Origin of the sequence: Acrocarpospora pleiomorpha (assembly GCF_009687885.1) — a bacterium.
Taxonomy (GTDB): Bacteria; Actinomycetota; Actinomycetes; order Streptosporangiales; family Streptosporangiaceae; genus Acrocarpospora; species Acrocarpospora pleiomorpha.
Genome location: NZ_BLAF01000009.1, coordinates 219,957 through 240,000, shown reverse-complemented (window position 1 = coordinate 240,000; position 20,044 = coordinate 219,957). Strand labels below are relative to the sequence as shown.

General features: G+C 67.9%; 15 protein-coding genes. 3 read left to right on the top strand and 12 right to left on the bottom strand.

From position 1 onward, the window contains the following. From Aple_RS09385 to Aple_RS51925, 5 genes are all read right to left on the bottom strand, one after another. Positions 1-525, bottom strand: a 525-nt coding sequence (locus tag Aple_RS09385; RefSeq protein ID WP_246264289.1) for a thiamine pyrophosphate-binding protein, incomplete at its 3' end; no start/stop codon positions are given. 352 nt (positions 526-877) lie between these two features. Further along, a complete protein-coding gene (locus Aple_RS09380; RefSeq protein ID WP_155344107.1) occupies positions 878-2,044 on the bottom strand; it encodes an acyl-CoA dehydrogenase family protein in 1,167 nt (388 codons plus the stop codon). Beyond that, positions 2,011-2,946: a DMT family transporter gene (locus Aple_RS09375; protein ID WP_170321369.1), complete on the bottom strand. Its 936-nt coding sequence runs from the start codon at positions 2,944-2,946 to the stop codon at positions 2,011-2,013. Before Aple_RS09375 ends, Aple_RS09380 begins: the two co-directional genes overlap by 34 nt. After that, positions 2,943-4,166: a metal-dependent hydrolase family protein gene (locus tag Aple_RS09370; protein ID WP_155344105.1), complete on the bottom strand. Its 1,224-nt coding sequence runs from the start codon at positions 4,164-4,166 to the stop codon at positions 2,943-2,945. Before Aple_RS09370 ends, Aple_RS09375 begins: the two co-directional genes overlap by 4 nt. 270 nt (positions 4,167-4,436) lie before the next feature. Then, entirely contained in the window at positions 4,437-4,751 is a 315-nt protein-coding gene (locus Aple_RS51925; protein ID WP_170321368.1) for a hypothetical protein, read from the bottom strand. Between the two features lie 13 nt (positions 4,752-4,764). Between Aple_RS51925 and Aple_RS09365 the strand changes: the two genes are divergently transcribed. Beyond that, positions 4,765-6,456, top strand: coding sequence for a S9 family peptidase (locus Aple_RS09365; RefSeq protein WP_170321367.1), 1,692 nt, complete (start codon positions 4,765-4,767; stop codon positions 6,454-6,456). Between the two features lie 78 nt (positions 6,457-6,534). Here the strand turns inward: Aple_RS09365 and Aple_RS09360 are convergent, their stop codons facing one another. From Aple_RS09360 to Aple_RS09345, 4 genes are all read right to left on the bottom strand, one after another. Continuing rightward, entirely contained in the window at positions 6,535-7,275 is a 741-nt protein-coding gene (locus Aple_RS09360; protein WP_155344103.1) for a serine/threonine kinase C-terminal domain-containing protein, read from the bottom strand. A 305-nt stretch (positions 7,276-7,580) separates the two neighbouring features. Then, a complete protein-coding gene (locus Aple_RS09355; RefSeq protein ID WP_155344102.1) occupies positions 7,581-9,131 on the bottom strand; it encodes a glycoside hydrolase family 43 protein in 1,551 nt (516 codons plus the stop codon). 79 nt (positions 9,132-9,210) lie between these two features. Beyond that, on the bottom strand, positions 9,211-12,150 hold the full coding sequence (locus Aple_RS09350; protein WP_155344101.1) for an endo-1,4-beta-xylanase: 2,940 nt from the start codon (positions 12,148-12,150) through the stop codon (positions 9,211-9,213). Positions 12,151-12,177: 27 nt separating this feature from the next. Further along, positions 12,178-13,557: a glycoside hydrolase family 5 protein gene (locus Aple_RS09345; RefSeq protein WP_155344100.1), complete on the bottom strand. Its 1,380-nt coding sequence runs from the start codon at positions 13,555-13,557 to the stop codon at positions 12,178-12,180. A gap of 164 nt (positions 13,558-13,721) precedes the next feature. Here Aple_RS09345 and Aple_RS09340 point away from each other — a divergent pair, with 164 nt between their 5' ends. Beyond that, complete coding sequence (locus Aple_RS09340) at positions 13,722-14,756, top strand: LacI family DNA-binding transcriptional regulator (protein WP_155344099.1); 1,035 nt, start codon at positions 13,722-13,724, stop codon at positions 14,754-14,756. On the opposite strand, the gene Aple_RS09335 is transcribed toward Aple_RS09340, so the two are convergent. The 3 genes from Aple_RS09335 to Aple_RS09325 all read right to left on the bottom strand — a co-directional run bounded on the left by Aple_RS09335 (position 14,731) and on the right by Aple_RS09325 (position 17,916). Beyond that, on the bottom strand, positions 14,731-15,582 hold the full coding sequence (locus Aple_RS09335; protein ID WP_155344098.1) for a carbohydrate ABC transporter permease: 852 nt from the start codon (positions 15,580-15,582) through the stop codon (positions 14,731-14,733). The genes Aple_RS09340 and Aple_RS09335 overlap by 26 nt on opposite strands. Beyond that, complete coding sequence (locus Aple_RS09330; protein WP_246264286.1) at positions 15,579-16,469, bottom strand: carbohydrate ABC transporter permease; 891 nt, start codon at positions 16,467-16,469, stop codon at positions 15,579-15,581. Before Aple_RS09330 ends, Aple_RS09335 begins: the two co-directional genes overlap by 4 nt. A gap of 154 nt (positions 16,470-16,623) precedes the next feature. After that, entirely contained in the window at positions 16,624-17,916 is a 1,293-nt protein-coding gene (locus Aple_RS09325; protein ID WP_155344097.1) for an extracellular solute-binding protein, read from the bottom strand. 382 nt (positions 17,917-18,298) lie between these two features. Here Aple_RS09325 and Aple_RS09320 point away from each other — a divergent pair, with 382 nt between their 5' ends. Beyond that, positions 18,299-19,915 carry an alpha/beta fold hydrolase gene (locus Aple_RS09320; RefSeq protein WP_170321366.1) on the top strand — a complete coding sequence of 539 codons (1,617 nt, stop codon included), beginning with the start codon at positions 18,299-18,301 and terminating at the stop codon, positions 19,913-19,915. Positions 19,916-20,044 lie beyond the last annotated feature (129 nt).

Below are 20,044 nucleotides of genomic sequence, written 5' to 3'. Positions count from 1 at the left end.
TGGAACCCGGAATGGGGTGGCCGGGGGGACGGACGTGGGGAGGTCGAGGAGGTCTACCGGGATTTCCAGGTGGATCGGGCGGGGGCGGGCCTCGGTGAAGGAAGCGAAGGCGCGGGAGAGGGCGGCGGGGATCTCCTCGGGGGAGGTGACGCGGTGGCTCCAGGCGCAGAGAGAGTCCAGGGCGCGGGACTGGTCTTTGGATTCGTGCAGGTAACCGCGGCCGAGGCGGGGGGGGGTGAGCGGGACGCCAGGCGAGATGAGCAGGACGGGGGACGAATCGGAGTAAGCCTGGGCGAGCGCGGCGGCGGCGTTGAGGACGGCCGGGCCTGTGGTGGTGAGGACGATGCCGGGGCGGCCGGTCGCCCGTGCGTAGCCATCGGCGGCGTAGCCCGCGCCCTGCTCGTGGCGGGTGGTGACGCAGCGAACGCCTGCCTCGGCCAACGCCTGGTAGATGGCGAGGTTGTGCGTGCCAGGGATACCGAAGACCGTGTCCACGCCGCACGCGACCAGAGTCAGGGCCAGCACGTGCGCGGCGGTCGTCGTACTCGGACCACCAGACGATACGGGAGCAACCCCACCTGCGACGCTCATGTCCGGGCCACCAAGCGATACACGAGAACCACCACCCGAAATACTCGGATCCAGGTCGCCGGGCGATACACCAGAAGCACCACCCGAAATACTCGGATCCGGGCCACCAAGCGATACACCAGACCACCCGAAATACTCGGATCCGGGCCACCAAGCGATACACCAGAAGCACCACCCGAAACGCTCGGATCCAGGTCGTCGGGCGAGACACCAGAAGCACTACCCGAAATGCTCGGATCGGGGTCGCGGGGCGGTGTGCGAGGAGTGGCGTGGCCGTCTGTGGTGGTCATTGGCGGGTCAGGGAGCGGGAGATGATCAGGCGTTGGATGTCGGAGGTGCCTTCCTCTAGTTCTTCTAGTTTGGCGTCGCGCATCCATTTTTCGACCAGGAATTCGCGGGAGTAGCCCCAGCCGCCGTGGGTTTGGACGGCTGCCCAGGTGCACCACATGGCGTGTTCTGAGGCGGTCAGTTTGGCGATCGCGGCCTCTTCGGTGACGGGCGTGCCGGTGTCGTACAGTTCTGCGGCGCGCATGGTTACCAGTCGTGAAATATCTGTTTTTGTGGCCATGTCGGCGAGGCGGAATGCCACCGACTGGTGGTCGATGATTCGGACGCCGAACTGTTCGCGTTCCTTTGCGTAGGCCAGGGCGGCGTCGAAGGCGGCTCGGGACAGGCCGGTGCAGGCGGCGGCGATCAGGATGCGGGAGGCGTCGAAGGTGCGCATCAGGCCGTAGAAGCCCTGGCCCTCCTCGCCCAGCCGGTTCTCCGCCGGCACTCTGACCCCGTCCAGGAACAGTTCGGCGCAGGCGATGCCACGCTGGCCCATCTTGGGCATCGGGTCGCCGATCGTCAGGCCGGGGGCGTCGCGTTCGACCACGAAAGCGGTGATGCCTTTCGACCGGGTTCCTGGCGCAACAGTGGCGAAAATGACGAAATAGTCGGCGAAAGGTGCGTTGGAGATCCAGGACTTCTGGCCGGTCAGCACGTAGTGATCCCCCTCGCGTACCGCCCTGGTGGTGATCGCGGCGGCGTCCGAGCCGACGCCCGGCTCGGTGGTGGCCAGCGCGGTCAGCGGTGGATCGGCCGAGCAGAGCGGTGTCAGGAAGCGTTTCCGCTGCTCCTCGGTGCCGAGTTCGAGCACGGGCGCGGCGAAGAAGCCGCCCGAGGTGACCAGGTTGCCGATCGCGATGTCGCCATGGCACAACTCCTCCTGTACCAGGCACTGGGTGACAAGATCGGCCACCCCTCCCCCGCCGTACGCCTCGGGAATCATGAACGAGGTCAATCCGATCCCGGCGGCCTTGGCCCAGATCTCCCGGGGCAGCACGTGATCGGCCTCGTCCACCTCCCGGGCGCGCGGCCGGATCTCGGCGGCGGCGAAGTCGCGGGCCAGCCGGACGGCGTCCGCCTGCTCCTCGGTCAGCGCCCGGGTGGTACGGGGGACGCGGGACATGTCGCCTCCTCAGGAAGCCAGTGGGGGACGGCCGCCTCGCGCCGAGGCCAGGCGACCAGGATCATCGCGGCGACCACGCAGGCGCCGCCGACGAGGACGGGCCAGGTGAGCGCCTCGTCGTAGAGGGCGAAGGCGAAGCCGGTGGCCCACAGCGGTTCCGCCGAGATGACGACGGCGGCGGCCGTGGGCGGAACGTGGGCCTGTGCCCAGGTCTGGGCCAGGAAGGTGAAGGCGCCAGCGATGGTGGCCAGGTAGAGGACCCCGGCCCAGTCGGCGGTGGTCGCGGGCATGGCCACGCCGCCGGGCGCGGCGGCCACCCACATGATCACGGTCAGGGTGAGGATCTGGATGATCGACAAGGGGTACGCCTCCTCGGGGCTGGACCAGCGGCCGAGGGCGACGATGTGCACCGCGTAGAGGGCGGCGGAGAGCAGGGTCAGCGCGACCGGGCCCGGCGCGATCACGCCGCCGGTGTCGCCGCCGCTGAGTAGGGTGAACGCGGCCATTCCGGCGGTGGCCAGGGCGACCGCGACCCAGGTCCTGCGTTCCGGCACGGTTCTGGTCCAGACCCAGGCCAGTAACGGCGTCAGCACGAGGTACGACCCGGTCACGAAACCCGACACCGAGGACGGCAGCTCGATCAGCGCGAGGGTCTGGACGACGAGGGCGGCGCCGTACACCAGGCCGAGGGCGATTCCGGTCAGCCAGGTGCGGCGGGTGAGTCCGAGGATGGATCTCGGCCGGATGGCCATCAGGACGGCGACGGCGATCGCGAAGCGCACCGCGTACAGGTCCGCTACGGGTAGTCGGAGCAGCATGTCCTTGGTCAGCGGGAATGTGGAACCCCAGATCGCGGTGACGCTGACCAGGGCGGCGATTCCGGCGAGGTAGGAGCGGTTCACCCGAGCTCGTTCTTGACGACCGTGCCGCCCTTCATCACGAAGGACACATGCTGAAATTTCTGGATATCTAGGGTGCCGGGGATGGCGATCAGGTCGGCGTACCTGCCGGGGGTGAGCGAACCCACCCGATCTTCCCAGCCCATGCATTCGGCGCTGGTCAGGGTTGCGGCGCGGAGGGCGGCCACGGGGGTCATGCCGTACTCGACCATGGTGGCGAGCTGGCGGGCCTGGAGGCCGTGCGGGAAGCCGCCCGCGTCGGTGCCGAAACCGATCTTCACGCCGGCTTTGACGGCTTTGGCGAACGCGGTGCGCTGGGCTTCGGCGGTCTCGTCGTTCTTGCGGAGCTGTTCGGCGTCGTAGCCCTGGGACGGGCCGGTCTCGGTGATCCAGTCGGCCCACCAGATGTCGGCGGACAGGTAGGTGCCGTGTTCGAGCATCAGGTCCACGCCCTCGTCGTCGAGGAAGCAGGCGTGTTCGATCGAGCGCACGCCCGCCCGGATCGCGCGTTTGACGCCTTCCGCGCCGTGGGCGTGGGCGGCGACGTGGCGGCCGTACCAGGAGGCTTCCTCGACGGCGGCGCGGAGCTGGGGCTCGGTCAGTTCGGGGGCGCCGGGGACGGTGCCGTTGGCGAGGACCGCGCCGGTGGCGATCACTTTGATCAGGTCGGCGCCGTTGAAGATGATCTCGCGGACGCGCTCGCGGATGTCGTCCACGCCGGCGGTCTGCCCGAACCGGAACTCACGCGGCAGCTCGATGTCGGGGGCGAGACCGGTGACCATGCCCCCGCCGCCCTTGACTGTGATGTACGCCCCTGCGACCGCCATCCGGGGCCCCAGAATGTGCCCAGCGTCAATGGCATCCCGTAATGCCACATCCAGAAATGCCCGAAATGTCCCCACATCGCGGACGGTGGTGAATCCGGCCATCAGCGTGTCGCGGGCGTTGGGCACCCCGGCCAGGGTCTGCTGGGCGGCGCTGTACTTGAGCTCCTGCGCGTAGTCACCACAGGCCGCGACACCGACCAGGTGGGTGTGCAGGTCGATCAGCCCTGGCGCGACCGTCACGTCGCCCAGATCGATCAGTTCACCCTCGAACGCGGCCTCGGCGGCGGGACGGACATCGACCACCCGCTCCCCCTCGATCAGGATCACCTGATCGTCGAGCACCCGCCCCGCGACCACGTCCACCAGCCGCGCACACCGCAGCGCCTTGTCCGCCATCGACCCCCCCTTTCCTGATTCGCCACTCAAACACAGCACTCTTTACCTTGGCAATAGTCATTCACTACGCTCCATCCCTGAGCAAGGGGGTATGCGGATGCGCCCGCAGGACCTGGCAGCCGACCGGCTGCTGACAGAGCTGGACGTCGCTCCGAACGGGGCGCTCGCAGCCGTCATCGAACGCCGCGTGGTTCGCGGCAAAGAACACCATCGCCTGCTGACCGTCCCGATCCGGAGCATGGGATCCCAGATCGCCGCCTCGGAGACAACTCAGGGGCCGCCAGTCGCCACCGAGAAATCGATCAATTCGGATTGCGGGTCTCCGATCGTCACCTCAAAGGCACCGATCGCTTCCAGCGAAAGGCGGCTAACTGTCGCTGCGAAGACATCCATCGCTTCAGACGAGAGGCCGACGGGCATCGCGGCAGAGGCACCGATCGTTTCCGGCGGAGGGCGGCCAGTCGTAGCCGCGACATCCATCGCTTCAGAGGAGAGGCCGCCAGACATCCCCTCAAAGGCACCGGTCGCTTCAGGTGGCGCCGCGACCGTGATCGCGCTGGAGGCGTCGACTCCACGTTTCTCCACTGATGGACGCACCTTGGCGTATCTGTTCAAGGATCAGCTTCACACCCGGCCCTCATCCGGCGGTCCGGCGACCAAGGTCACCTCATTTCCGAAGGGCGTCACGGATTACGCCTGGTTCGGGGAATCCTTCGTCGTCGTCGCTCCCGACGAGGCCTCTCCGGTCATGTCGGGGAAATCGACCGCGCGAGTGATTCGTCGGCTGGATTGGCGCGAGGACGGCCACGGGTTACGGCTGCATCCCACCCACCTGCATCTGGTCGAACCTGACGGGAAGAGGGTCCGCCTGACCTCGGGTGACTGGTGGGCGTCGAGTCCGCGGGTCGCGCCCTGCGGGACGAAGGTGGGCTTCATCGCCGACCCCCGGCCGGACGCCGATCTCGATCCGAATCCCCAGGTCTACGAGGTTCCGCTGACCGGAGGGCCGATCACCCAGGCGACCTGGGTGGCGGGCCCGGTCACCCGCTTCTCCTACGACCCCGATGGAACGATCGTCTGCGTTGCCGCACCGTCCCGCCGCCCCACCGACTTCGAGAACGAGCAACTCTGGCACACCCGGCCGGGCGAACCTCCCGTCTCCCTGACCGGCCACCTGGACCGCTTCTCCGGCCAAGCCCCCACGACCGACGAACGCCTCACCGTCACCTGCGACAACGGCCGCGAGATCGCCCGACTGGTGACCGGCCCAGGCCTCGCCGTACCCCTCCAGGCGCGATCGGGCGTCGCCGGACCCACCCCAGCGCAATCGGAGATCGTCGAACTCACCCCCGCGCGGCTTGACCCGGTAGTGCACGCGCTGGCCGCCAACGGCGGCGTGGTCTGCGGGATCGCCACCTTCGGCGGCGCGGCCCGCCCCGACCTCTACCGCCTCACCCCCGGCGGCGACCCAGAACTCCTGTTCCGCTCGGGCGCGGTCTGGCTGTCGAGCTTCGAACGCCCCATCCAGCGGGAACTCGAAATCGAGGGAATCCAGGTATTCCTGATCGGGCCTCCCTCGGACAAACCCCTCCCCGTGATCCTGCAACTCCACGGCGGCCCCGCCTGGGCTTGGCCGATCGAACCCGACACCGACGCCCTGCTCCTCGCCGCCGCCGGTTTCCTGGTCGTACGCCCCAACATCCGCGGCTCCTTCCACCGCGGGTACGCCTTCGGCGCCGCCCTAGGCCCCAACTGGGGCGACCCCGACGCCGAAGACTGCCACACCGTTCTGGACGCCCTCATCGCCCTCGGCCTCGCCGACCCCACTCGAATCGGCTGCTACGGCAACTCCTACGGCGGCTTCCTCACCAACTGGCTAATCGGCACTTCCGACCGTTTCCGGGCGGCGGTCAGCCAAAACGGCGTCACCAACCAGATCTCCGGCTTCGCCGCCTGCGACCTCGGCGCGATCTACGACGTGGACTCAGCCCTCGGCGACGTCTGGACCCCGGAAGGCATCGACCACCTCTGGAAGATCTCGCCACTCCGCCACGTCGCGAGCATCACCACCCCACTCCTGCTCCTCCAAGGCGAACAGGACTACCGCTGCCCACCCTCAGACGCCGAGCAGATGTTCGTCGCCCTCCGCCGCCTCGGCCGCGAAGTCGAATACGTCCTCTACCCCGACTCCGACCACTCCCTCACCCATACCGCCCGCCTGGACCGCCGAATCGACCGCAGCGAACGAATGATCGCCTGGTTTCAGCGCCACCTGTGCGCTGACCGCTGATCCGCGGCGTCGAGAACAGGGCGGCGCGGAAACCCGAAACCCCAGCGACACGACAGGCGGCCCGTCACGAACGCCGGGCTAATGCAGGCGGAACGTCCTCATCAACTTCTCGTGGATGACGACGTCCTCCGACTCCCAAGTCGACAAAACGCCGGTGTACATCAGCGCGACCGATCCACCGTCGGCGCGAAAGAAACGATCGATCACGCGCAGGGTCTCACCGCCCCGGCGGTAAGTGAACTCCCAGTCGAGCGCCGGCCTGCCCTTGTACGTGGTCTTGATGAAACGCTGATTCAAGGGAACACCCTCGCGCCGCGCCCAGTCCGCGGCGACCGACTCGGCCCACGAACGGAGATCAGTACTGGCCTCCCAGGTCTGGTCGACATACAGACAGCGAGGACCGCTCATGGCGTTGAAGGCGACGACGCTACGTTTCTTCTCGACAACGCGCCATCCGCGGGGAAGGCGAATGCTGAACCCGTGCTCCGGGTCATCATGACGCAGCCACGATTCGGAGAGGGCCGGGTCGATGGCGGGCGAGGGAGTCTCCACCGGAAGTTCCGGTGAGTGGGAGGGAAGCGGGGTGAGCGTGCTCTGCGACGGTTCAGGGGACAAAACGACCGCCATCTTTCCGGGGGACGGGGTCACCACGCCCGCAGACGGCGACGGACCTTGCGCCTCGTTCCTGAAAAAGAGGGGGACGAGGTTGATGAGACTCACGATAACGGCACTGGCCGCTCCGACCCAGGCCGCGATGATGACCGAGTCACGGCCCCTTACACGCCCGCCATATTGGTTGGGGTTCCAACTCGGGTCCATCTTCCCCCATTACTGAGCAACTTCCTTGGCCTCTCGCAGTGACCAACTTCCTTCGTTTGCAGAGAGTTCCATGAATAATGTGTCACTTCACGACGAATACGATAACGACCTGCATTCGGTCGGATCACATGCCCGCAATCGTCACCCCCTGAATAGGACTATCGGGGATGCGCGGCAACGTACGGCGACATTCCACACAATGCCATCGCGACGCAGACCGCAAATGGCATTAAAGATCAAGCACATTCATCTCGCCTGCTGCAGAACCGGGAATCCCACAATCCGATCCGCCAGCGGAAACGACGTCAGACCTGCCGGTATTCGAACCAGTCGAAGGAGGCCGTGTTACTACTCGAAGCGCCGTTGGAGGTGGCGCAGAGGGCGATCATGGTGCCGGTGAAGCCGCCGGAGGTGGTGGAACTGAGGAGGCGGCCGTCGGTGGGGGCGCCTAGGTTGTGCCAGGTGTTTGGGTGCAGGGCGTAGCGGAATTGGTAGGACTGGCCGTGGGCTTCGACGGCGAGCCAGATTCGGGGGGTGTCGGCCGCGGTGGTGGCGAGGAGGGTTTCTTCGCCGGAGGCGCGGCGGATCAGGTCGAGGCCGCGGGTGGAGCGTTCGAGTCTGAGGTGGAAGGCGTCGTTCTGGATGAGGGCCAGGCCGGCGGTTTCCGCACCGGCAGGGTGGAATTCCAGGACCGTGTGGGCGGCGAAGTCGATGTGTTGCTGGCGGCGAGCGATAAGGCTGGGATTGCCCCGTTCCGTCAGCGTCTGGGGGCGCAGCCTCAGCGTGAGACGGCCGTCCGAGAGGCTCCAGTAGGGCTCTCGCGGGGTGCGCAAGTGGTTCCATACCGGTGACAGCCGTGGCCCGTCGAAATGATCGCAGGCGGGTTCTGCAGGCCAATGGTGAGTGAGGAGGGCGGGGGCGGGCATTTCTGGCTGGACGAGGTCGTAGACGGGCCAGTCGTCTTCCCAGTGGACGCGGGTGAGGAAGGTTTCGCGGCCCAGGTTGTAGCCGCTGTCGGCGCGTACCGCCGCCATGGTCAAAGGGCCGTCGACAGGGCCGCCGTAGGGGCGGGTGGCCAGGAGGACGGACCACCAGTCGCCGTCCTGGGTCTGGACCAGGTCGGGGTGGCCGGTGCTGGTGATCGGGTGGCGCAGGCCCAGGTGGCGGTGGGTGAGGATGGGGTTGCGGGGGTTGGGTTCGTAGGGGCCGGTGATCTGGTCGGCGCGGGCGACCATGATGGCGTGGTCTTCGGCGGTGCCGCCTTCGGAGGTGAGCAGGTAGTAGCGGCCGTTGACCGAGTAGATGTGCGGGCCTTCGGCCCAGATGCCGCCGCGTTGCACGGGCTCCCAGATGACGTGTTCCTCGCCGACGAGTTTCATGGCGGTCAGGTCGAGTTCGCGGAGCCAGATCTCGGTGTCGCCGTCGTATCGTTTCAACGCCTTCTCGCGGGACCCGCACATCCACACGCGCCCGTCGTCGTCGAAGTGCAGCGACGGGTCGAAGCCGCGCGTCTCGGGGAACCAGATCGGGTCGCTCCATGGCCCGGCGGGGTCGGTGGCGGTGACCAGGAAGTTGCCCGGTTCGTCCATCAGCGTGGTGATCATGTAGAAGACGCCGTCGTGGTGGCGGATGGTCGGGGCGTAGATGCCGCCCGAAGGGCGTACGCCGTCCAGAGCCAGCTGGGACGGGCGGTCGAGCACGTGCCCGAGCTGACGCCAGTGCACCAGATCCCGGCTGTGGAAGATCGGCACCCCGGGAAACCACTCGAAGGATGAGGTGACGAGGTAGTAATCCGCGCCGACCCGGCACACCGAAGGGTCCGGATGGAATCCCGGAATAACAGGGTTCGTGAACATGAGTCTCCCCGAACACAGCTGCCGGGCCCCGCACGCTGCGGAAGGGTGGGGCCCGGCAACTGCTCCTATTTGAACATGTTTACTTTCCTAGTTGTAGGACGCCCCAGCGGGAGGTGTTGAGGTAGCTCTGGCCCGTCGGGTCGTTCCAGGTCACGGCGGCGGTCCGGGTCGGGCCGGTGGCGTCGTTGACCTGGAGGTCGAAGCCGAGGAGGGCGTCCTTGGCCAGGGTGACCGTCGGGAGCTTGATGGCCGCCTCGACGATGTAGCCGGTCGAGGTGAGCGAGACCGCACTGGTCAGGTTGTCGCGGATGCCGAAGGCGTCGAAGGTGCCACCGATACTCTGGTGGTTCGTGAAGCTGATCCGGTACTGCCCGTCGTCATCGTCGTAACCCTTGGTCTTGTTGTTCTGCGGGTCCACGAAGATCTCGACCGAGTCCTCCTCGTACGCGTTGGGCGACTCCTCGCTGAGCACCGGATCGGTGACCCGAGCCAGCACATACAGCGTGCCGTTGTTCCACAGCGCCTTGACCTTGGCGGTCGCCCCGGAGGTGCCCTGCACCCAGGTCCCGGTGGTGACCTCCTTGGCCTTGCTCCACACCGAGTCCACGGTCCCGTCAACCACCGGCGTGCCCTTGGGCGCGGAGGTCGTCTTGATCGCAGGCAGCAGACTTATGGTGCCATTCCACGAAATTTCCGGACCGGCGGCGTCGTCGACGGCCACCTTGACATCGGTCGCCGTACCAGAGGGAAGTTTGGCCTCCACCCGGTACCCGTCGTCGGTCTTCTTGGCGTGCGCCTTGAACCCATGCGCGTGCGTGCCGCCCCGCTGGATCCGATACGCCGTGCCCCCCACCGTGAACGTCACCGTGTCGGTCTTGTTGTTGGTCGGATCGACCACCTCACCGAGCACGTAAAGCCCACCGGAAGTACTCCGCACCTGGAACCCGGCCGACAGGTTCTCAACCCGGGCGATCGGCGCGTCGGGCAGGTAGTCCCACTCGACGTCCCGCTTCCCGTCCACCTCCACACTCCCGGCCGGCGCGTTCAACTGACGACTCAAAGGCGGCAACTGCGAAGGATCGGCGATCCCCCAGAACGCGGGCTTGGCCTGCAGCTCGTCGTCGAACGGCAGCGGCGGGTTGAGCCGCGTGATCGGGAACGACGACAGCCAGGTCGCGTCGTCGGCCACACCCCAGATCGTCACCGAGGTCAGCTTCGACGCCTGCCGCCGGAACACATCGAAGATCTCCTTGTACCGGTGCCCCTGCTCCGCCAGCACCGCCGCGGGAACGGTCGCGTAACTGCTGACGAAGTCGGTGTACACGCTCACGTCCAGCTCGGTGACCTGCTGCTCGACGCCCAGCTGGGCGAAGCGCTGGATGCTCGACTCGATCCACGAGGCCGGCGCCTGCTCGATGTTGACGTGCAGCTGGTGCCCGACCGCGTCGATCGGCACACCCTCCTGCCGCAGCTGCTTGACCACCTTGAACATGGCCTCACGCTTGCGCGGGAACTCGGTGTTGTAGTCGTTGAAGACGAGCGTCGCGTCCGGGTCCACCTCGCGGGCCACCCGGAAGGCGGTCCTGATGTAGTCGAGCCCGGCGATATTGAACCACGGCGAGCGGCGCAGCCCGTCTGGCTGGTTCTCGTCGATGACCTCGTTGACCACGTCCCAGGTGCCGATCCGTCCCTTGTAGCGGCCCATCACGGCGCGGATGTGGTTCTCGATCCGCTGGAGCAGGATCTCCTTGGTGGCCCCGGCGAACACCCAGTCGGGCGTCTGGCTGTGCCACACCAGCGTGTGCCCGCGGAACTGCAGGTCGTTGTCGGTGGCGAAGTCCACCAGCGCGTCGCCCTCGGCGAAGGTGAACACGCCCTCGCTCGGCTCGGTGGCGTCCCACTTGAGCGCGTTGCCCGGGGTGACGCTCTCGTAGTGCTTGTTGATGAGCTTGGCGTGCTCGCCCAGGGTCGCGCCCCGGTAGAAGGCCGCGCCGAGAGTGAACGGCACGGTGTCCTTCAGGGATGGGATGTCGGTCTGGATCGGCTTGGGCGCGATATAGGTGAGCGAGAAGTCGTCGATGTCGAACGGCAGCGTGCCGGTGTCGGACTCGACGTACACGCTGAGGAAGTCGTGGTCGTAAGCCAGTGTGTACGTCCCCGCCAGCTTGGTCCACACTCCGGCCGCGAGCGCGGTGGGGGCCACGACGCGCTCGTAGCTGGGCGTGCCGCTCAGCCGCCGCTCGATGGAAAGCCCGAGGTTCTGCGCGGTGGCCGAGCGCACCCACACCTCGAGGGCGTATTTGGAGCCCTTGGCCATCTTGCCGAGGATGTTGCGGGCCGGGCCGTCCCAGGAGGCGGAGCGGTTGGTGACGGCCAGGCCGTACGAACCGGCGTGGGCGGCCGAGGCAGACGCCGCCAGGGTGGCCGACCCGCGCGGCGCCCAGCCCTGCGCGGCGCCGGTCTCGAAGTCGGTGGCCAGGCCGGACTGGGTGGGGTCGGAGTCGGAGCTGATGACCACGTCGTCCAGGTAGAACGCGACGGTGTCGCCCGAACTCTCGAAATACAGGTTCAGTGTCGAGTCCACCGAGAACGAGTACGCCCCCGAGATCTCGACCCAGTCCGCGTCGGTGACGGTGGCCGCCCCGATGCGCTCATAGGTGGTGCTGCCGCCGGACGGCGTGCGCTCCATGGTGAGCGCGACCGTCGAGGACGGCTGGCCCGGCAGCGCCCGCGCCCACGCGGTGACGTTGTAGGTGATGCCCTTCTCGAACGGCGGCGTGATGGACGTGCCGTGCCAGTTCGCGGTCCTGCCGGTGACCGACAGGGCCTGCGCCCCGCCGTGCGCGGCGGCCGTGGTGGTGGCGACGGAGACCCCGGCGCCCCGTGGCGCCCACCCCCCGGCACTGGTCTCGTAGTCGTAGCCGGCGATGGTGACGGGATCGGCCAGCGCCGGGGGCGCGAGCAGCCCGGCTAACAGTCCTAGGAAGGCAGGGATCACCCAGTATCGGGCCGTGCGCATGAGGGGGCTCCTGGTCAGGTGGGAGTGTTACGGGTTTCGCGTGATGTTGTCGGTGAGCAGGTCGATGAGCGGCCGGCGGCGGACGCAGTTGGCCAGCGCGAAGGAGTCGGCGAGGGCGACCAGCTCCTCATCGGAGCAGCCGCGCAGCAGCTCGGCGTATTCGGGCACGAGCGCCTGCGCGATGAGAATGTGCCGCACCAGATCGTCGATCTGGTAGCGCGCGCCCCACGGGTAGGGGTTCCAGGACGGGAACTCGGTGTCCATCAGCCGGTGCAGCGGCGCGAGATCGCTGGCCGACTCCTCCATGGTCGACCCCCAGCGGTCCGCCCCGAGCCGCTGCTTCTTGGCGATGAACCCCCCGAACCTCTCCATGTACGGCCCCGCCGCCCCGGCCAGCCCCTGCAGCCCGACGTCCTTGTACGTCCAGATCGACCACCCGGCCGCATGCGCGTCGAAGATCTCCAGCTGGTCCCTGAGGATCTGGTACCGCTGCGCGTCGATCTCCGCGTTCCCGGTGTAGACGGGCCCGAACTCGCCCACCCAGATCGGCGTCCCGGTCTCCCGCTGGAACGCGGTACGCTTCTCGAAGGCCTGTTCGAGCTGGTCGCGGTCCACCCACTCGCCGCGCGTGTAGCCGGGGTAGGGCCCGCCATGCGCGAACCCGGCCAGCGCGTAGTCGTGGCAGACGAAGACCGTGTTCTCGTACACCTCACGGAAGATCGAGAAGTCGGTGGAGTAGGTGTTGCCGTCCAGGAACAGCACGTGCCCCGGGTCGACCGCGCGGATCGCCTTGACCAGCCGGTCGTAGAACGGTCCGATCACCTGGCCGCGCACGTCGCCGGGCTCGTTGATCGGGTTGTAGCCGGCCACCCACGGGTTGTCCTTGTACCGGTCGGCGATGGCCTCCCACAGGTGCACGGCCCGGTCCTGGAAGTGGCGGTGCCGCCAGAAGGAGGCCACGTGCGTGGGGTTGTCGCTGTGCCAGTGCTGGTTCTGCGCGCCGGGCAGCGCGTGCAGGTCGATCACGCTGTAAATTTCACGCTCGCCGAGCAGGTCGACGACCCGGTCCAGATGCCGGAAGCCCTGCTCGATGATCTCGAACGGCTGGTCGTCGGACTCGAAGTGGTGGTAGTTCACCGGGATGCGCACGCAGTTGGTGCCCATGTCGCGGAGCAGGTCCGCGTCGGCCGCGTCGAAGAACGAGGTCAGCAGCCGGTCGAAGAACATCTCATAGCGCTCCTCGCCCAGCACGTCCCGGACGGCCAGCCGCATCGCGGTCTCGTTGGCCGGGTAGCCGGTGATGAAGTTCTCCATGTTCAGCCAGCCACCGAGGCCGACGCCGCGAAGTCGTACCGGCCGTCCAGTTGAGTCGGTGAGGTGGGATCCGGTCACGCGCAAGTCGGGCATCGACGCTCCTGAGCTCTCTGAAAGTTTCGGATATCAACCGAATATTTCGCAAATCGCAGAATAGATACCAGGCAGGTAACACGTCAACAGCTCGTGGGAGCGCTTCCATATGCCTATCCGACCTGGGGAAGCGGGACCGAAAGTTTTCGGCTATGATCCGTTCCATGCCATCGAAAAGGCGGGTGACTATCGCCGTTATCGCCGAAGAGGCCGGCGTTTCCGTCCCCACGGTTTCCAAGGTCATCAACGGCCGTCCCGAAGTCGCCCCAGAGACGCGGCAGCGGGTGGAACGCCTGCTGCACAAACACGGATATCAGCGCCGGGTCAGCCCCGGCGACGGCCCGGTCGGGCTGATCGACCTGGTGTTCGCCGAGATCGAGAGCCCGTGGGCGATGGAGATCGTGCGCGGCGCCGAGACCGCCGCCCGCGAGGCCGAGGCCAGCGTGGTCATCTCGGTGCTGCACACCCACGCCGGGCCTGGCCGGGACTGGCTGGAGCGCATCGCCGCCCGCCGGACCGACGGCGTCGTCATCGTCGCCTCGCGGCTCTCGACCGGCCTGCAGGGCCAGCTGAGCGCCCGCTCGATGCCGTTCGTGGTGGTCGACCCGGAGGGCGAGCCCGCCAACGGCGTCGCCTCGGTGGGGGCCACCAACTGGCACGGCGGCCTGTCGGCCACCCGCCATCTGCTGGAGCTCGGGCACCGCCGGATCGGGATGATCGGCGGGCCCGGCGACATGCTGTGCAGCCGGGCCAGGATCGACGGCTACCGGGCGGCCCTGGAGACCGCCGGCGTGCCGGTCGAGCCGGAGCTGATCCGGCACGGCGACTTCCTGGTGGACTCCGGCCACGATCAGGGTCACGCGCTGCTGTCCCTGCCCGACCCGCCGACCGCCATCTTCGCCGGAAGCGACATGCAGGCGTTCGGGGTCTTCGAGGCGGCCCGGCAGCGGGGGCTGCGGGTGCCCGCGGACCTCAGCGTGGTCGGCTTCGACGACCTGCCGCTGGCCAGGTCGGCCTGGCCGCCGCTCACCACCGTCCGCCAGCCCCTCCAGGACATGGCCGACCTGGCCACCCGGATGGTGCTGGCGATGGGCCGCGGCGAGTCCGCCGAGGCCCGGCGGGTGGAGCTGGCGACCGACCTGGTGGTCCGCGAAAGCACGGCGCAGCCATCGCCTATCCCTTCGTCGCGCCCGTGGTGAGGCCGCCGACGAGATGGCGCTCGGCGACCGCGTAGAAGGCGAGCGCCGGCACCATCGCCAGGACCACGTAGGCCAGGATGCGAGCCGTGTCCGAGCTGTACTGCCCCTGGAACTGCTGCACCCCGACCGGCAGCGTCCACAGGCCGGGATCGTTGAAGACGACCAGGGGCAGGAAGAAGTTGTTCCAGCTCCCCACGATCGCCAGCACCGACACGGTGGCCAGCGCCGGGCGCGCCATCGGCAGCAGGATCCGCCAGAAGAACCCGAACGGGGTGCAGCCGTCCAGGGTGGCCGCCTCCTCGATCTCGCCCGGGATCGAGCGGAAGAACTGCCGCAGGATGATGATCGTCAGCGACAGGCCGAAGGCGGCCTGCGGCAGGATCACGCCCAGCGGGTTGTTCAGCAGGCCGAAGAAGCGCAGCAGGATGAACAGCGGCAGGATCGCCACCGCGAACGGGAACATGAGCCCGGCCGCGAAGACGGTGAACAGGAGCTCCCGGCCGCGGAAGGCGAACCTGGCGAACACGAACGCCGCCAGCGCCGCCACCGCCACCGTGACGAACGTGGTGGCCAGCGCGATGAACGAGCTGTTCCAGACCTGGACCCAGAAGTCGCCGGAGGCCAGCACGTCGGTGTAGTTGGACGGCACCCAGGGGTCGGGCAGGCCGATCGGGTTCGTGGACAGCTGCTGGTTGTTCTTGAAGCCGCCCAGCACGCCGTACGCGATCGGGATCAGGATGAAGACGCCGATCACGATCACCACGGCCTGCAGGGCGATCGGCTTGACCACCTTGATCGCGGGTTTGTCCCGCGCGTGGACGCTCATCGGGCGGCTCGCATGTTGGTGATGGCCCCTTCGGTGTCACGGCGCATGACGAAACGCTGGTACCCGAGCGCGAAGACGAGGCTCAGCAGGAACATCACGACGCTGAGGGCGCTGGCGTAGCCGACCTGGAAACGTTTGAAGCCGAACTCGTACATGGTCACGCCCAGCGTCTCGGAGGCGTGCACGGGACCGCCGCCGGTGAGCACGTAGACCAGGTCGAACAGCTGGACGGTGTAGATCACCGACAGGAAGATGGTGATCCGGATGGTGGGGCCGAGCAGCGGGAGCGTGACGTAGCGGAACACCTTCCAGGCGCCGGCGCCGTCGATCTGCGCCGCCTCGGTCAGCTCGTTCGGGATGGACTGCCTGCCGGCCAAGTACAAGATCATGTGGAACCCGAAGTACTTCCAGGTCATCACGATGAACAGGGAGTACATGACAGTGGACGGCTCGGACAGGAAGGTGGACTCCAGCTCCTCCAGGCCGATCGCGCCCAGCAGCTCGTTGGCCAGGCCGCGCTCGGGCGAGAGGATCATGGTGAACAGCACGGCCGTGATGACCTCGGACAGCACGTACGGCATGAAGAAGACCAGCCGGTAGAACGCCCGCCCGCGCATCTTCTGGTTGAGCAGCAGCGCGATGGCCAGCGACAGCGGCAGCTGGATGAACAGCGCGAGCAGGATCAGGATCAGCCCGCGCCCGAGGTCGCCGAGGAAGATCTCGTCCTCCAGCAGCCGGGTGTAGTTGTCCAGGCCGATGAAGTTCGTCGGGAACAGCCCGAAGCCGTTCCACTTGAAGAAGCTGGAGTACATCGCGAGCAGGGTCGGCACCAGCACCAGCAGGCCGAACAGCACGATTCCGGGCAGCAGGAACAGGACGATCGTCACCCAGGTGCGACGCCGACGGGCGGCGGGCGAACCGCCCGCCGCCGATCGGCCGCCGAGAGGGGGTGACGAGGCGGCCGCGCGACGCGGCCGCTCTCGGGGAGGGGCCGGAGGCGAGGTCGTGCCCTCCGGCCCTTTCGTCGTAGCCACTACGCCGTTACTCCGACTGAGCGGTCTCGGTGATGGCCTTGACGACCTCTTCGGGGCTCTTCGTGCCCGCGATGAGCTCGGCCACGCTGTCGTTGACCTGCTGGCCGACCGCCGGCGGGTAGGCCTGGTCGAGGTAGAGCTGGAAGTCGGTCGCCGCGGCCAGCGTCTCGGCCACCATCTTGCCGCGCGGGTTGGACACCGCGTCCTCGGTGCCCTTGATGACCGGGAGGATCGCGCCGGTGCCGATCTCCTTGCGGTGGTTCTCCGGGGACAGGATGAACTTCAGGAAGTCCACCGCCGCCGGGGGCGCGTCCGCGCCGACCGCGAAGCCGCCGCCACCGCCGAACGCGTCGGTGGCCGCGCCCTTGCCGCCCTCGACCATCGGGAACGGGAAGAAGCCGAGGTCGTCGCCGAGGTCCTTGGAGGTGTCCTTCTGGACGGTGGGCGCCCACTGGCCCATCAGCTCCATGGCGGCCTTGCCGTTGCCCATGGTCGCGGCCTGGCCGTCGGGGGTGTCGTAGTTGGCGCCGAGGAACCCGTTCTGGAACGGCTTGAGGTCGGCGAGCTCCTTGAGCTTCTGCCCGGCCGTGACGAAGTCGGGGTTCTCGAACGACTTGGTGGCCGCCGCCTGCTTGAGCGCGTCCAGGCCGGCGACCCGCATCGCCAGGTAGGCCCAGTAGTAGTGGCCCGGCCACTTCGCCTTACCGGCGAGTGACAGTGGCGTGATCCCGGCCGCCTGCAACTTCTTGACGTCCTCGATGAACTCGCCCCACGTGGCCGGCGGCGCTGTGATCCCCGCCTTCTCGAACAGCGCCTTGTTGTACCAGAAGCCCACCATTCCGATGTCGTACGGCACGCCATAGGTCTTGCCGCCCAGCTTGTACGCGGCGGCCGCGGCCGGCGTGATGGTGTCGGCCCAGGAGGCGATGTCCGCGGTGATGTCCTTGGCGATGCCCGCGTCGGCCTGCTGCTGGAGCACGCCGCCGCCCCAGGTCTGGTAGATGTCAGGGGATTCGCCCGACTGGGCCACGGTGGTCATCTTGGCCTTGAAAGCTTCATTCTCAAGTGCCGTGATGTTGATGGTGACGTTGGGGTGCGCGGCCATGTACTCCTTGGCCATGGCGTCCCACACCGGCTGCATGGGCTCGATGTTCTGGATGTGCCACCACTCCACGGTGACTTTCTCCTGCGCCGCCGCGCTCCCACTGGCCGCGGGCGCATCGTCTCCCGATGAGCCACAGCCCGCCAGGAGCAGCACACTCGCTGCCAGTGTGACCACTCCGCGTCGAGTCAACGACATATTGGTGGTTCCCTTCCGTCTTATCGCGGCGGCGAGGGGGTCGGGGTCCGGACCGCCGCCACGGGATCGGCCTCTGAAACTTTCGTTATTTATCCGATAGTTTCCATCGATGGCGCTGAGGTTACATCGGCTTTACCACGGGATCAACGGTCGTTGTGGAGCTGTTACTCGGCCGGGAACGCTAGGGTTCTGCCGTGATCGTCGGAAATCTCGTACGTCGACGCGAGAGATCCGATCAGTACGGATCTGGGCAGTAGAGGCGGAACCGGTGCGCCAGTGGACGACGCTCTTGACCGTGACCCTCGCGGTCATCGGTTCGCTTGGCCTACCCGGCCCGGCCCACGCCGACGGCGGCATTGAGGACCGACCGTGTCCTGTCTCAGTGCCGACCGGCACGACCTGCGGCTTCATGCTGGTGCCCGAGCGCAGGGACGTCTTCGGCAGCGCCACCGTCAAGGTCGGCTTCGCCGTACGCCGTGCGGGCGGCGACCAGCCCGACCCCCTGGTCTTCGCGACCGGCGGCCCCGGCTCCGCCGCCCTGCCGTTGATCGGCACGCTGGCCGACCTCGCCCCCGGCCGGGATGTCATCGTGATCGAACAGCGCGGCGGGCGCTATTCCGAGCCCCGGCTGGCGTGTCCGGAAATTGCCACCGGAATCGTGGCCGGTCTGAAAGCTTCGCGCGCGGACGAGGTGTCGGTGGCCGCGGCGACCTGCCGGGCCCGGCTCACCGCCGACCTGAGGGGCTACCGCACGCGCGAGATCGCGGCCGACATCGTGGACCTCCGCCACTCCCTCGGCTACCCCGAGTGGAACCTGCTCGGGATCAGCTACTCGACCCGGGCGATGCTGCTGGCCGCCGCCATGGACCCGGAGGGCACCCGCAGCGTGGTGCTCGACTCGTACCTGCCCGAGTCCACGCCCTGGTATGACCAGGCCGTGCCGTCGCTGCGCGGGTCGATCGCCAAGCTCGGCGTCACCGACCGGTTCGACGCGATGGTCGCCCGGCTGAACCGCGTCCCGGCCACGATGGAGATCCGGGACCCGGTCACCCAGGCCCCGGTCGAGGTCCGGCTGACCGGCGACGACGTGGCCACGCTGATCGGCGAGGCGCTCATGGAGACCGACGTGGTGCCGATCGTGCCCGCCCTGGTGGACGGCCTCGCCGACGGCGACTACACCCTGCTGCGCCCGCTGGTGGACCAGGTCGGGGACGGGCTCACCAGCCACGAGTGGGGCGAGTACTACGCGGTGCAGTGCCAGGACGAGGCCCCCTCCAACACCTTCGCGGACAAGCGCCTGATCACCGTGGCCGCGGACGCCGCGGTGTGCGGGCAGTGGCGGCTGGCCGGCTCCCGGCCGGAGAACGCGACCACCGAGGCGCCGGTGCTCGTGCTCGGCGGGCAGTACGACCCGACCACCCCGCCGGAGGCGGCCAAAGCCGCGATCCAGACCCTGCCGAACGCGCGGTTCGCCGAGTTCGCCGGGGTCGGCCACGGCGTGTTCCTGTCCAGCAACTGCGGCCGGGAGACCGTGCGGGCGTTCCTGAACGATCCGTCGGCGGCGACACCCTGCGACGCGGGACAGCGCCCGCACGAGAATCTGAAGCCCGGCGAGCTGCATCTGACCCTGCTCGGATACACGGCGCTGGGCGCGCCCTGGGTGCTCGCGCCCCTGGGCCTGTTCCTGCTGACCGCCGCCGTGCAACTCCTGGGCGGCGGGCTGACCGTCCGCCGCGGCGGCGGCTACACCGCGCTGGCCGGTCTCACCGGCCTCGCCTTCGGCGGCCTCGCCGCCCTCAGCCTGACCGGCATGGCGGGCGGCCCCAACGCGATCGGCATCGGCGTGCCCCCCGCGATCGTCTGGTACGGCCTGCTCGCCGTCGCCTCAGCCGCCCTGTCGATCGTGGCCGCCTTCCGGCTGCGCGCCCCCGCGATCACCATCCTGCCCGCCGGAATCGGGATAATTTTCATCGCGTGGCTGTACGGCTGGGCGCTCTGAACCTCTCATGAAGCCCGAGGGCCGCAGCTTGGCGCGCGAGGCCTACCGTCCGTCGCGTCACGGGTTGACGCGCTTTACCGGCAACATCTACGTTACGTGACACGAAAAGTCTCGGTAATCTTGTGAAAC

Bases quoted from the DNA above. Each gene is read 5' to 3' on its own strand.
- Aple_RS09370 (WP_155344105.1), bottom strand. From the start codon at position 4,166: ATGGCGGACAAGGCGCTGCGGTGTGCGCGGCTGGTGGACGTGGTCGCG.
- Aple_RS09345 (WP_155344100.1), bottom strand. From the start codon at position 13,557: ATGCCCGACTTGCGCGTGACCGGATCCCACCTCACCGACTCAACTGGA.
- Aple_RS09325 (WP_155344097.1), bottom strand. From the start codon at position 17,916: ATGTCGTTGACTCGACGCGGAGTGGTCACACTGGCAGCGAGTGTGCTG.
- Aple_RS09360 (WP_155344103.1), bottom strand. From the start codon at position 7,275: ATGGACCCGAGTTGGAACCCCAACCAATATGGCGGGCGTGTAAGGGGC.
- Aple_RS09340 (WP_155344099.1), top strand. From the start codon at position 13,722: ATGCCATCGAAAAGGCGGGTGACTATCGCCGTTATCGCCGAAGAGGCC.
- Aple_RS09335 (WP_155344098.1), bottom strand. From the start codon at position 15,582: ATGAGCGTCCACGCGCGGGACAAACCCGCGATCAAGGTGGTCAAGCCG.
- Aple_RS09355 (WP_155344102.1), bottom strand. From the start codon at position 9,131: ATGTTCACGAACCCTGTTATTCCGGGATTCCATCCGGACCCTTCGGTG.
- Aple_RS09380 (WP_155344107.1), bottom strand. From the start codon at position 2,044: ATGTCCCGCGTCCCCCGTACCACCCGGGCGCTGACCGAGGAGCAGGCG.
- Aple_RS09350 (WP_155344101.1), bottom strand. From the start codon at position 12,150: ATGCGCACGGCCCGATACTGGGTGATCCCTGCCTTCCTAGGACTGTTA.